Source organism: Mucilaginibacter sp. AK015, from assembly GCF_014200785.1.
Classification (GTDB): domain Bacteria; phylum Bacteroidota; class Bacteroidia; order Sphingobacteriales; family Sphingobacteriaceae; genus Mucilaginibacter.
On record NZ_JACHCV010000001.1, the window covers coordinates 1,666,022 to 1,680,296 of the forward strand.

A 14,275-nucleotide genomic window follows, 5' to 3' on the forward strand; every position below is an offset into this window, starting at 1 on the left:
AATTAGTATTGCTTAGTTATGCAGCTTTAAGGTATTCCAAATAAATTCGCCTATTTTACGGCCCTGTATAGCGCCCTGGTCAACGCTGTTCTTATAGTGTATGCCGCCGTAAAACCTGCTGATAGAGGTCTCGTCTGATGCTTTTAAAAAAGATTTGAAATGACGCTGCATGCCAATGTAGCGCAGGTCGCTGGTATCGTCATACTCAAAGTTATCTCCAAATAAATGCGTTAGCACTACGGCGGCTGCTCCGCTTATATCGCTATGACCGCTTGGGTACTCGGGGAACGGCGGCGTTTGCAGAAGCGGCAGCCATTTAGGGTCCATTTTATCGTTTATAACGGTAACCGGCCTTATGTACTCTGTAGTGTATTTAACCTGCCAGCCGCATATAAAGGCATCATATAAGGCAATTGAGGTTAAAGCGTAGGCCTGCGCGGTTTTAACGGCATTAGCTTTTGTTTTTTTACAGGCGATAGCCGTAATACCTATCCAATGGCCGCCCGGCGTAATTTTCTTGTTCACAAACATCATGTGCCCGTTATGCTGTATCACAAATGGGTTATCATCCCAAAACCTGGCTATGGCAATCTGTTCGGGCGTAAGCTTTTTGCTTTGCTCATAAACCACAACGTTTTGCTTGTAGTATTCGCTGTTTTTGTCTTCGCTAAATGGTGGCGGCGGCGGTAAGGCAAAATCTGTTGATGATTTTACAACAAAGGTTTCCATGGTGCCCCAGCAAAATTCCACCCCATCCAGGTAATCGGGGGCGGTTGGGCGCCACTTACCATTATCGCTGCTGCCCAAAAACCTGGGTTTGCCCCTTGTTTTGGCATAATTGTCAAATTTAGATCGTGCCAATATAGCGTCGCCAACCTTTTCGCCAAAGGCAACAGAACGGGCATAAACCGAATCGTCCAGGTTATCCTGGTACATGGCAAAAACTTTATTCTCATACCGCTTTAGGGTATCTACCGAAAAGGTAACCTTATGCGCAACGGTAAAAAACGCTTTTGTTGCGGCCAGCGCATAATTATACTTTACGCCTTTTTGTGGCTGCGGTAAATTTTTAAAACCTTTGAGCTGGGCGGCAATGGAAGCATATTTTGGATCTTCAAAACGCATTGCCTCGTACGCGGCAAGCGTAGTATAACCATATATACGGCTGGCCACCGGCGGACTAAACACATCGTAGATTATGACCTGTGTTAACTCGTCAACGTTTTGGTGCAAAACCTCGGCATCACTTATGCGGGCTATCTTTGGTTTTTGCCTGCAGCTTACTGCCAACAGGCAAAATATGGCTGCAATAAAAACCTTAAAGTATCTCATGGTCATCGGCTATATATATTATTTTAAAGGTATATTTCGGGTATGGCCGGCGTTATCTGTTATGCTAACAGACGCCATTGATGAATCTATGTTAAAAAAACGGCCGGATTGCGACAGAAACGATCCGCCGTTATAGAATTCCTGCTTAGCAGTTTTGCCGTTCTTGTATTTAATAATAGCAAACATATCCAATGGCTGCAAACTAACTGTAGTTACCGGCTTTTTTAATTCAAAAACTTTTAAAGCATCCTTATACTGTGTGGCAGCCAGTAAGTAATTACCCTTCGCGCTTCGTAATTTTACAAGCGCTTTACCATCGCCGGGTATGTAAATACCGCTTTGCATAATGCTTAAAGGCTTAAACCCACCTTTACCATCACCTTTTAATAATAAACCGTTAAAGGCATCATACCGGCCGGTGCTAACCTCGGTACCATAATCGTTACCGTTAAGGGCTACATCAAGGTTGCCGTCGCCATCAAAATCATCAACAATTATCCCTGCAAGCTGCGACATTTGCGCTTCTATCGGCAATGGTATCATGGTAAATTTACCATGCCCGTCATTACGCATATAGCACGACCGCAGTTCGTTTGCCTTTAACCTTACAGCGCCTTTACGCATGTCGGGGGTAATTACGCTATCCATCGTAGCTACAGCGTACGATTTATAATTTTGAAATTTCACCCTCATGCCAATGATCTGCTTCACGATATCATCGCGGGTATGCGCCGGAAATTCTTTCATCACCCCTTGCTTGTCTTTCAGAAACAGCGAGGGTATGGCGTCATAGCTATCGTTGTTATCAAAATCTTTGGCGGTAATGTATGCGGGGTATTCATCGGTCCCCTTGTAAAATGTATTTAAACCGGTGTTACCAACTATATAATCGATATCCCCGTCATGGTCAAAATCGCCGCCGGCTATCGTATTCCACCAGCCAAGTTTATTTGCAACACCAGTATTAGGGGTTACATTTTTAAATATGCCGTGGTCGTTTTTCATAAAGGTAACCGGCATCCATTCGCCTGTTATAACCAGGTCGGGCCAGCCATCGTTATCATAATCTGTGAAGGATGCATCGCATACCAGGCCTAAGTTTTTTAACCCTTTTGCAACCGTTGAGGTTACATCTGAAAATTTAATATGCCCTTTTTTGCTGTCGTTACGTAAGATAAAACTGGACACTGGCTTAGGATAGTTCCATGGGTCAACCCTGCCCGATACAAACAGGTCAAGCGTTCCGTCTTTATTATAATCTACTGCTTTTACGCATAGTTTACTTGTAAAATTGGCGGGTAAGGCATCGGCCTGCAATGTAAAGTTGCCCTTACCATCGTTTGCATACACCCTGTCCTGATATTGCTTTGAGTTTGGTTCGGCTTCGTATCCGCCGCTCGCCACATACAGGTCGAGGTCGCCGTCGCCGTCTGCATCAAATAATAACAATCCTTCATCCTTATACTTATCTGCGGGCTGCTGTGTGGTTGTTACCAGGTTGCGCTGAATAAATTTACCACTTGCCTGCTGTAAAAAAAGCTGGGCCGGGTACTTTGAAGTACCGCCCACAACCATATCATCAAACCCGTTGCCGTCTACATCGCCTACTGCTACTGCCGGCGCATACTCCGATAATTTATGTGGCAATAGCTTTTGTACATTAAAGTCCGAAAAATCGACATCGTTGTGTTTATAGTTTATACCTACGGACTTGGTTACCTCGGCAAACAGCGACCGGCTGTTAACGGGTAAAAAGTTGAAATTATACGGCGTTTTAGCATTGCTGATGTCAACTTTAAGCAACTGGTCAGCTTTTACGTTTGTCAGGGTCTGCTGTTTACCGTTTGTCCATTTTATGACAACAGAATCGATATTAGCGACCTTCCCCAACCCGAAATGCGCGATATCCTGAATAGTTGACAAATAACCGCGGAAGGGGGTATTTTCATACACCTGGTGTTTACCGTGGTCGTAATAAATATCGGCCCAGGCGCCTATCCCATCCTTGTTTTGAGGATTGCCCTTAAACTGTATCTGCAGATAATGATTACTGTTTTTATCCTTTTCGCGTGAGGTGTTTTTATAAATAAAAGCTTCATCATCGATATTATTAATGATCATATCCATGGCGCCATCGTTGTCCAGATCCGCATAGGCGGCACCATTAGAAAATGAAGGGATATCAATCCCCCAGTTTTTAGTGACATCTTCAAATTGCAGCCTGCCGTTATTTCTGAAGGCATAGTTTGATATTTTAACGATAGGTATTTGCTGCAGTATCTGTTTTTTGCTTGCTACAATATAAGATTCGTTCCTGAAAACAATAAAATCATGGTCTGTAACATCGCGCGGGTAACCGTTTGTTACTACAATATCCCTGAAGCCATCGTTATCAAAATCGGTTATCATAGGCCCCCAGCTCCAGTCGGTTTGGGCTACCCCGCTTAAAAAGGCAACTTCGCTAAATGCCGGCGCGCCAATAGAATCGTTCTGACCCAAACGCGGGCCCTGGTTTAGCTGCAAGGTATTATGATTATATTGGTATTGATATCCGTAAGTGTCGAAATTTTGATATAACTGATATGCGGTACCGGGCATGAACATCTTTTTGCGGTAGTTATCTTCCGGGTCCATATCCAGTTCGAAAACGTCCGCCAGGCCATCGTTATTAATATCCTGTATATCCTGACCCATTGCGCTGGTTGCGGTATGTTTAAAATACTCCTGGGTACGATCGGTAAACGTACCGTCGTGATTATTGATATACAGGATATTGCTTGGTAAAAAATCGTTGGTGACGTAAATATCTTTCCAGCCGTCACGATTTATATCTACAATACTGGCGGCGTGGCCGTAACCCTCTATGAGTATGCCGGCCTGTTTTGATACATTAGTGTAAACACCATGCTTTAATTTGGGGTCGTAATCGTTGCGGTAAAGCCTGCCTGTACTGCGGCTTGATCCATCCTTCAGAATCGGCCTGAACGAACTTGTATTATCGGTTGATTGTGCCTCGTTAACGGTAAGATACATATCCAGGTCGCCATCGTTATCATAATCAAAAAACGATGCCATGGTAGAGTGTATGTTTATATCGAGGCCGTATTCTTTTGACGATTCTTTAAAAACCGGTACGCCATTTTTATCAACACCCTGGTTTATGTAAAGCAGGTTTAACCGCTTAACCGAATCGTTAAGCAAAGTGTTACAAACGTAAATATCCTTTAATCCGTCATTATTAATATCAACTACAGCTACCCCACGGCCCCATCCGCCCTTGCCGCCAACACCGGCTTTTTCGGTTACATCATCAAATTTAAAATCGCCTTTATTTATATAAAGCCGGTTTGATACGGCATTACCAACAAAATAAATATCCTGCAATCCATCGTTGTTAAAATCGCCTATACCAACCCCGCCACCATTATAAATATTAAGCTTATCAAGCGGGTTAATGGTATCGTTTTCTACTATTTCGTTATTGAATTTTATGCGGGAGTGCGAAGAGGAAATTTTCTCGAACATGGTGGCCTTTTTACACGAGAATATAAAAAGCGGCAGAACGATCAACAGCAGGTATTTAAGGGGTTTCATTCAACGATATTAAGAAATTTATCAATAAAAAAAGAGGGGAAGATAAGATTACCTTCCCCTCTTCTAAAAGCTATTAACTTATTAATAGCCAGGATTTTGTTTCAATGTGCCTTTAGAAATATCAATTTGGAATTGAGGGATCGGGTAAAGCTCATTCTTGTTAGACGTGAATTTAGCAACTTTCATTACCGCTGAGGCAAATTTATCACCAAAATCACGGGTATTTTTCAGGAATTTTTCGATCTCTGTTGACATGATCGAACCTGCAGGGCCGCCATTTACGGCATCCCAACGCGATAAGTCGAAGAAACGATGGCCTTCCATACCTAACTCAAGCTTGCGCTCAAAGTAAACCGCTTTACGGGCATATGCCTGGCCGTTTGTAGTAAACTGGCCGGTGTATAAGCCTACTTTGTAGTTTGCAGCAAACTGGCTATTATCAACTTCAGGCTTTTCAACATCACCGCCGGTGTAGCCGGTTAGCTTACCTTTAACCCAACCGCTTTGGTCAGCAGCACGGGCCCTTACCTGGTTAACGTAACCTTCAGCAACCGAAAGTTGGTTTGCTTCAACTGCACACTCAGCTGCCCATAAAATAACATCAGCAAAACGGATAGCATTATAGCTATTTGAAGTTGACTGGTTTGCAGCCCAGCCACCGTATGAATCTGAAGTAGTTGATTGCGCGGCTTTGTAGTATACGTTTTTAATTGGCAGGTACGGACCACCGTTTGGCTGGTCACGGGCCCAGGCAGCACCAGGGCAAATTCCCCAGTCTAAATATGGGATACCACGACGGCCTACTGACCAGTCTAACCTGGCATCAACTAACTCATCGCCCGGCATAAACACAGTACCGGCAGGCACACCCTGATCATTTTTCATGAAATCATTTTGATAAGTATCCATTAACGGCAATCCGTTAGCATCAACTTTAAATGAGTTTACAAAATCAAATGTTGGCTGGAAGAAACCGCAGCATCCTGCAGGGCCTGCAGATGGGAAGTTTAACACGTTACCAGCGTTACCATTCAAACCATTCGCACCATCATGTACAGATGCCTGTACCACAAATACACCCTCAGGGCCGTTCTTGGTAGACGGGTTAAAGTTGTTAGCATATTTACCTAAAGCGTATTTTGCGCCTGAACTTGTTTTACCATTGTCAATTACATTTTTCAAAATAGTAAAAGCATCGCCGTACTTATGGTCAAACATAAGCGTTTTAGCTTCGAATGCTAAAGCTGCCCATTTGTTTGCACGGCCAATTTGCGGCTGTGTTTCAGGCAGGTCTTGTGCAGCAGCTGCAAAGTCAGCCTCAATTTTATCCCATATAGGGCCATCATTTGGAATATTGTAGTTTTGTGCCGCGTAGGTGATCGTTTCATCCACATACGGCACGTTTTTCCAAAGTTTAGCAGCTTCCAGGTGGAAGAACCCACGCAGGAAACGGGCCTCGGCTATATACTGTGTTTGTTGTTCGGGCGTAACAGAACCATCTTTAACCTGGGCTAATAACCTGATTACATCATTAGCACGTTGTACACCGGCATAGCATACACGCCATTTGTGATCTAAGTAATCGTTAGCACCTGTAGCGCTAAACGCCTCAAGGTTTGCAGCGGCAGGCTGGTCACCAGGGTTAGAGCCTTTAAAGGCCTCGCCGGCTACCACACTACCATATACCCAGTTATCGGTACCGGTTTCCCATGGGCTCCCCGCCTGGCCGTCAAATACACCGTCAACAACTGAGTATGCGCCAATAAGAACACCATCAACACCCGTACGTGTTGCAACCACATCGGGAATCAGCGAGCCGATAGGCGCCTGATCAAGATACTTCTTACATGAATAAGAGCCTCCAAGCAACACGAGTGTTGCCGGTATAAGGACTTTTAATTTAAAACTTTTTTTCATAACTATTCTCTTTATATATTATGTTAGTTATTGTTAGAAACTAAGGTTTACGCCAAAAATAAATCTGCGTTCGTTGTTAGGGTAGCTACCTCTGTCTATGCCCTGGCTGTTACGGCCATCATATGCCTGAAGCTCCGGATCAAGACCTGTATATTTGGTAGAGGTAAACAGGTTAGTACCTTGTACGTAAACACGTAACTGATCAACACCAACAGTCTTAAGAATGCTTGGCGCAAATTTATAACCAATTTGTACCGATTTTAATTTAAGGTATGAGCCATTTTCTACGTAGTACGAGTTTACGGCATCAGAAGTACTGAAAGTGGTTGTTTTTTCAGCTATAGGCGCTTTTGCATTTGCGTTTTCTGCTGCAGATTTAGCAGGATCCCAAGCGTATTTCAGCAGGTCTATACTTTTGTTACCGGTTTGAGTACCGTAAAAGTTAGTCCAATATTTCACGCTGTTATAAATTTCGCCACCTTGTGAACCATATAATACAGCGCTAAGGTCAAACCCTTTGTAACCAAGGTTCAGGTTAACACCATAAGTGAAATCTGGGGTCGGGTCACCAATCTGGGTACGGTCAGCATCGGTGATACGACCATCGCCGTTTACATCAGCATAACGGAAGCGGCCCGGAGCAGCTTTATCCTGGTAAACCGGCACAGATCCAAACAAATCTGGTTTTTGTTGTGCGTCAAGCGCATCTATCTCGGCTTGGGTATTCCAGTAACCTACAACCTTGTAACCGTAGAACGCGCCAATTGGGCCGCCTACCTGGTTGTAAACTACGTTACCGTTACGAACATCTGAGGCGAAGAACGGAGCACCTAACTTTGTAATTTCGTTACTTACAGTGGTGATGTTAGCACCAATTGAGTAGGTAAACTCACCGGCCGAGCCGTGGTAAGTAGCGGTAAGATCTAAACCTCTATTTACAACCTGACCGTTGTTAACAGTTGGCCATGCTCCTTCTTGTGTACCAACTGTTGCAGGAACAGGTACAACTACCAACAGGTCCGAAATTGTTTTTTTGTAATATTCGGCACTAATATCCAAGTGGTTAAATAATGATGCATCGAAACCAACGTTTAAGGTTTTATCAGTTTCCCAAACTGCGTTAGGGTTACCCAATGAGTTTCTTAAGTAACCTGGGATAACTGAATTTGACGAACCATCGATAGCATAAGATGATGAACCCGGGCCACCACCAAAGGCTGCATAAGCACTGTTTACACCTACGTTACCGTTGAAACCTGATGTACCGTAGCTACCGCGTATCTTTAAGTCGTTTAACCAGTTTAAACCTTTAGCAAAGTCTTCCTGAGTTACGCGCCATGCCGCAGATACCGCAGGGAAAGTACTCCACTTGTTACCCGCTGCAAAACGAGAGCTACCATCGCGACGGATAGTTGCGCCGATAATATACCTGTCATTAAAGGTATAATCTAAACGGCCAAAAAATGACATGATGGTGTTAAGATCCCTAAACCGGCTGTCAGCAGTTGTCTGACCGGCCTGACCGTTTTGGATGTTAGCGAAGAAAGGATCAAGTGAGAAAAGGTTTTTAGCCTGCGCGTTTATCTCGCGGCCGGTATAGCCCCTTTGCTCAAAACCACCTAATAAACTGATATTATGTTTTCCAAATACTTGCTTGTAGTTGATAGTGTTGCTCCAGTTAAAGTTGCTATCGTATGATGAACCTTCGCTGTAGCTATTGTTACCACCATGGGCCTCGCCGCTATCATACTGGCGGTAACCGATGTTATAGTAGTAACGGTTGTAGATATCAGCACTGTAAGCAGTACGTGCTGTAAAGTGTTTCAGGAAGTCGGCTTCTGCAAACACAGTACCTTGCACACCATATTCGTTGGTATGGGTAGTGCTTTGGCGCTCTTGCATACCAACCGGGTTAAGTGCGTTACCTAAAGCGGCAGGGCCTGCATAAGTACCACCTAAGTTACCCGCAATATCGCGTACAGGAATAATTGGAAGTGTACGGTAAGTTTCAGAGATAGGGTTACCTTCAGCCTGGTTACCACCAACTAAACCACCGCCGCCGTTAGGCGAGCTGTTATAGTAATAGCTTAAGTTTTCGCCCAACCTGATGTGGTCTTTTACACTAAAGGTGGTGTTAACACGGGCCTGGTATCTTTTAAAGTAAGTATTGATAAGCGTACCTTGTTGGTTGGTGTAACCTAAAGACATAAAGTAGTTGCTTTTATCGCTTGCACCACTTGCGCTTAACGAGTGCTGCTGGATAGGAGCACTTTTGAAAATCTCGTGGAACCAATCGGTACCTGCACCTTTAACAAACTTCTGGATCAGGTAGTCCCTTGCAGGATCGTTATCCAAGTGATAGTTTGGCAAAAATGTGCTGGCTTGCTCCTGGTTAAATACACCTTTAGCACCAGCGCCCGACTGATAACCGTAATCGTAGAATTTGTTACCTTTAGGGTTACCCTTCATTAAATCGTTATCAGGGTCAACCTTAGCAACCAATTGCTCAAACTGATCGGCATTTAGCAAATTAAATACGTTACCGCTTAATGGCTGGGTAGTACCGTAAAATGCGTCGTAAGAGATGGTTGTTTTACCTTGCTTACCTTTTTTGGTTGTAACTACGATAACACCGTTACCACCGCTAACACCATAGATAGCAGCAGCACCCGCATCTTTCAATACCGAGATCGACTCGATATCGTTAGGGTTTAGGTTTGAGATGTTTCCTGTTTGCAATCCGTCAACCACATACAGCGGTGATGAATTGTTAAAGTTACTTAAACCGCGGATGGTAACTTGTGAGCCGCCACCCGGAGTACCTTGTGTTACAACGTTAACACCGGCCGCCTGGCCTTGCAGGATACTTTCAGCACTTACAGAAGGCACTGATTTTGCTGCCGCAACATTCACAGTTGTAACCGAACCCGAAATGTCTTTTTTACGTTGCGAGGTGTAGCCGGTTACTACCACTTCGTTCAACGTGTTATTGCCAACCTGCAAAACAACATTAATTGTTTCTGACGCGCCAACAGTAACTTCCTGGGTTTGATAACCCAGATAAGATACCACTAATACGGTACCCGGACTAACGTTCAGGCTGAACTGTCCGTTAACGTCTGTTTGTGTACCAATGGTAGTGCCTTTAACCTGCACAGTGGCTCCAACTACAGGCAACTTGTCGTCGCTGCCAGTAACCTTTCCGGTGTGCTTTGTTTGAGCTGTAACTACCAATGAAGAAACCATGCAGCATAGTAGCAGGCATAGTGCTCTTCCTTTAAGGAGTAAACTTTTAAACATGAGATTGAGATTTAGTTGATTAATATATTTGATTTAAGAACGTAATTCGGTTGTTGGGCTGTTTGCTGGAAATAGCAACTAAAGAGAAACTTTGAAGATTTCTTTTTTGAAAGGCCGGGCGGCGCCCGATAAACATGAGTAGATCAAAAAGAAAAAATTGTAAAAGTTTTATCATATAGTTACACTATCCTGTCTAAAAATTTATTCCGTTTACAACATAACTCCCCTAACCAAAGGTTTGTTATTGTTTTTTGTCCGTTAAGTTCAGTACGCCTTTCTTTAAAAAGAAAAGTTTATAATTGGTAATGCTCTAATATAAATAGTGTGTACAGGTTACACAAGTTGCATTTACAGAATTATTAATTATTTATTTTATCACTGCATTTATTAAACAATATTCAAGCTGTGTTAATAATTAATTATCGTATTGTTAATATAAACCACATGAAAGTAACAATTTAACAATGTAAAAATGTTGTTATAAAGGCTTTTTCCGACCAAAAAACTCTTTTAAATTTTATAAAAGCCGTGAAAGCCCGTTCACCTTCTTAAAATTTAAAATACTTTTTTTATTTTTTTAAGAAGTTCGGTGCATAAAACAAACCTCATAGAAAACTTATGTCATTTTTACATTTATGATATTAGAAATCGGCACCTGAATACGGGTATTTTACACCAACCCATTTTTTAGACAATTACACACTTTGTATAAAAAAAATATGCCTTAATAATATTATTAAGGCATATTGGATGATATTTTATATAAAAATAATTTAAGAAAAAACGTACCCTGCCACGCTTAGGTTATTTAGCCCATTTAATACCGGCACTTTTTGTACCGGCCGAGCTTGTACCTATCCGTACAATGAAGTCGCCGGGTTCCCAATCATATTTAAGCTGGCTGTTGTAAAACTTAAGCTGCTGCGTAGTGATCTTAAAACTCACATCCTGTTGCTCCCCTGCCTTCAGGTTTATTTTTGTAAACCCTTTAAGCTCTTGCACCGGGCGGCTTATGCTTGCAACCGGGTCGGTAATATACAACTGTACAACTTCTTCGCCATCGTAATGGCCGCTATTGGTTACAGTAACTGTTGCGGTAAGTGTTTCGCTACCTTTTAACCGTGTTTTGCTCAGCTTTATATTACTATAGGTAAAATTAGTGTAGCTTAATCCATAACCAAACGGATAAAGCGGATCGTTACTGATGTCGAGATAATTCGACTTGAACTTGGTAGGGCCTGATGAGTAAGGGCGGCCCGTATTTAAATGGTTATAGTATAAAGGTATTTGCCCTACGCTACGCGGAAACGTGGTAGTTAATTTACCCGATGGGTTATAGTTGCCAAACAGCACTTCGGCAATGGCGTTACCCGCTTCGGTACCCGGCGCCCATACGTTTAGTATAGCAGCGGCATTATCATTTTCCCAGGTTAAGGTTAGCGGCCTGCCGTTAAATAATACTATAACTATGGGCTTACCCAGTTTGGCAAGCGCCTTTAACATCATCTGTTGGCTTTCAGGGATACTGATATCTGACCGGCTCGACGATTCGCCGCTCATACTTTGCGATTCGCCCACCACCGCGACAATGATATCTGATTTTTTTGCCGCCTTAACAGCCTCGTCGATCATATCCTCGGGCGATTGCTTATCAAGCGTTACCATGCCGGGCCCAAAATTAAGGCGCTTCATAAAGGTCGTGTCATCGGTAATATTACTGCCCTTCGCATAATTGATCTTCACATTATCGCCTACGATGTGTTTGATCCCTTCCATTACGCTGACCGATTTTTCCCATTCGCCGCCAATTACCCAGGTACCCAGCATATCCCTTTTATTATCAGCAAGCGGGCCAACAAGGGCGATGCTGCCTCCTGATTTTTTTAGCGGTAGTATCTGGTTGGCGTTTTTCAGCAGTACAAACGAGTGCTCGGCGGTAACACGTGCAGCCTTACGGTTAGCCTCGGTCATTATCTCAGTCTTTTCGCGTTCCGGGTCTATAGATTTGTAAGGATTATCAAATAAACCCAGCTTGTATTTTGCCTCGAGCACCCGGCGGCAAGCCTGATCTATTTCGGCCTGGGTTACCTTGCCTTGCTGCAAAGATCTTTTCAGGGTGGTCAAAAAGCCTTCACCCACCATATCCATATCCAACCCTGCTTTTAAGGCCAGGGCCGATACAGTTTGCAGGTCGCCCAGTCCGTGGTTGGTAACTTCGTTTAAAGCGGTGTAATCCGACACCACAAAACCCTTAAACCCCCACTGCTTGCGCAGCAGATCTGTCAACAGCCATTTATTGGTTGTTGCAGGCACACCGTCAACCACGTTGAACGAACTCATGAAACTGCCCGCGCCTGCATCAAGTGCTGCTTTATATGGGGGCAGGTAATAATTATACATGCTCAGGCGGCTCATGTCAACCGTATTATATTCGCGGCCGGCTTCGGCGCCGCCGTAAAGCGCAAAATGTTTTACGCAGGCCATAACCGCGTCGGCATTTCTCATGCTGGTACCCTGGTAACCTCTTATCATAGCGGCGGCAATTTTACCACCCAGGTATGGGTCTTCGCCTGCACCTTCAGATATACGCCCCCATCTGGCATCGCGGGCAATATCAACCATCGGCGAAAATACCCAGTTCAACCCTTCGGCCGTAGCCTCTTTAGCGGCAATATGGGCGGCCTGCTCAACAAGCCCCATATCCCAGGTGGTTGACATCCCTAACGGGATCGGGAATATGGTACGGTGGCCGTGTATTACATCAAGGCCGAATATTAATGGGATGTGCAGCCGTGTACCTTTTACTGCCGCTTCCTGCATTTTACGCACGTTTTCGGTGCCATATAACCCAAATATGCCGCCAATGCTGCCTTTCTTTACCCCTTCGCTGATACCGTTGTTGGTTACCGATCCCGTTATGGCCATGCCGCCTGTTACCAGGTTTAATTGACCTATCTTTTCGTCAACGGTCATTTTTTTCATTAAACCACTTACAAAGGCATTCATTTTTGCCGTTTCGCTTTGTATTTGAGCTAAAGCGTTGCCTAAAGGCAGGCAAAGCAGCATAGCCGCGCTTAGGTAAGCAACTGGCTTATTGGTAAAATATCTTTTCATCAATGCGATATTTGGGGCGTAAGGTTATAAACCAAATAAATGTTAATTTTTGCATTATTAAAACACTATAAAAATTTATTAGCTATTATTGGTTTTTAATAATGCTTAACACATGGTGTAATTGGTACACAATTGTAAATATTAAATTTAAACATTCAAAGTATTTTTATCAATAACATAAATGTTAACTAAGCAAGAGCTGGAAGAGTTTTGGGCCGAAGCCGGAAAGAAGTACCTTAACCACATATCTATTGATTGTGTGGTATTTGGTTTTCATGAAGGGCAGATGAAGGTGTTGATGCTGAAAAGCAACAACGAAGAAGCCTGGTATTTGCCTGGCGGCTTTGTGCGCAAGGAGGAACCTATTGAAAAGGCCGCCGACCGAATTTTAAAGGAGCGGACCGGTATAGACGAGATATTTTTACAACAGTTTCATGTTTTTGGCGACCCCGACCGCTCTAAAGTGCACAACGAAATGTATAAGGATATGCTGCCCGAAGAGAAAAACTTTTTTGGCCAGCGTTTTATATCTATAGGCTACTATGCCTTAGTTGATTTTTTTAATGTGACACCCACGCCCGACGACTTTTCTGAAATATGCACCTGGCGCGACCTTAACGACCTGCCCTCCTTTCAACTCGACCACGAACTGATATTCAGGACGGCATTAGATACCCTACGCCTGCAGCTTAATTACCAGCCGATTGGTTATAACCTGATGCCCCGCGAATTTACCATGCCCGAACTGCAGAAGCTGTATGAAACCATCCTGGATAAAAAGTTGGACCGCCGTAATTTCCAGCGCCGTATTTTAGGCTTCGGTATTTTAAACAAGCTGGACCAAACCCGTAAAGGTGGTGCCCATAAAGCACCCTACCTGTACGCTTTCGACCTGGAGAAATACCAGGCGGCACTGAAAGAAGGACTAAAGAGCGGCTGGTAAACAATAAACCTGCCCCCCTGAAGCGACTGTGTTGGGCAAGTGTTCACGTTCAGCACACGCTCACATCATGAACAC

The 14,275-nt window shown here is 43.7% G+C and carries 6 protein-coding genes; 1 reads left to right on the forward strand and 5 read right to left on the reverse strand.

Features of this window, described 5'->3' with window-relative positions:
- Positions 1-12 precede the first annotated feature (12 nt).
- The 5 genes from HDC91_RS07330 to bglX form a co-directional block, all read right to left on the reverse strand.
- The gene (locus tag HDC91_RS07330) at positions 13-1,332 is read right to left on the reverse strand and encodes a vanadium-dependent haloperoxidase (RefSeq protein WP_183549954.1); all 1,320 of its coding nucleotides are present in this window, start codon (positions 1,330-1,332) and stop codon (positions 13-15) included.
- A gap of 18 nt (positions 1,333-1,350) precedes the next feature.
- On the reverse strand, positions 1,351-4,926 hold the full coding sequence (locus HDC91_RS07335; RefSeq protein WP_183549957.1) for a VCBS repeat-containing protein: 3,576 nt from the start codon (positions 4,924-4,926) through the stop codon (positions 1,351-1,353).
- An 81-nt stretch (positions 4,927-5,007) separates the two neighbouring features.
- Entirely contained in the window at positions 5,008-6,843 is a 1,836-nt protein-coding gene (locus HDC91_RS07340) for a RagB/SusD family nutrient uptake outer membrane protein (RefSeq protein WP_183549960.1), read from the reverse strand.
- 33 nt (positions 6,844-6,876) lie between these two features.
- Positions 6,877-10,089 carry a TonB-dependent receptor gene (locus HDC91_RS07345; protein ID WP_221262122.1) on the reverse strand — a complete coding sequence of 1,071 codons (3,213 nt, stop codon included), beginning with the start codon at positions 10,087-10,089 and terminating at the stop codon, positions 6,877-6,879.
- 858 nt (positions 10,090-10,947) lie between these two features.
- On the reverse strand, positions 10,948-13,257 hold the full coding sequence (gene bglX, locus HDC91_RS07350) for a beta-glucosidase BglX (RefSeq protein WP_304609458.1): 2,310 nt from the start codon (positions 13,255-13,257) through the stop codon (positions 10,948-10,950).
- A 181-nt stretch (positions 13,258-13,438) separates the two neighbouring features.
- Here bglX and HDC91_RS07355 point away from each other — a divergent pair, with 181 nt between their 5' ends.
- The gene (locus HDC91_RS07355; RefSeq protein ID WP_183549966.1) at positions 13,439-14,200 is read left to right on the forward strand and encodes an NUDIX domain-containing protein; all 762 of its coding nucleotides are present in this window, start codon (positions 13,439-13,441) and stop codon (positions 14,198-14,200) included.
- Positions 14,201-14,275 lie beyond the last annotated feature (75 nt).

What these genes read in the sequence shown, in the direction of transcription:
- bglX (WP_304609458.1), bottom strand. Translation starts at nt 13,257, where the DNA reads ATGAAAAGATATTTTACCAATAAGCCAGTTGCTTACCTAAGCGCGGCT.
- HDC91_RS07355 (WP_183549966.1), top strand. Translation starts at nt 13,439, where the DNA reads ATGTTAACTAAGCAAGAGCTGGAAGAGTTTTGGGCCGAAGCCGGAAAG.
- HDC91_RS07340 (WP_183549960.1), bottom strand. Translation starts at nt 6,843, where the DNA reads ATGAAAAAAAGTTTTAAATTAAAAGTCCTTATACCGGCAACACTCGTG.
- HDC91_RS07330 (WP_183549954.1), bottom strand. Translation starts at nt 1,332, where the DNA reads ATGAGATACTTTAAGGTTTTTATTGCAGCCATATTTTGCCTGTTGGCA.
- HDC91_RS07345 (WP_221262122.1), bottom strand. Translation starts at nt 10,089, where the DNA reads ATGGTTTCTTCATTGGTAGTTACAGCTCAAACAAAGCACACCGGAAAG.
- HDC91_RS07335 (WP_183549957.1), bottom strand. Translation starts at nt 4,926, where the DNA reads ATGAAACCCCTTAAATACCTGCTGTTGATCGTTCTGCCGCTTTTTATA.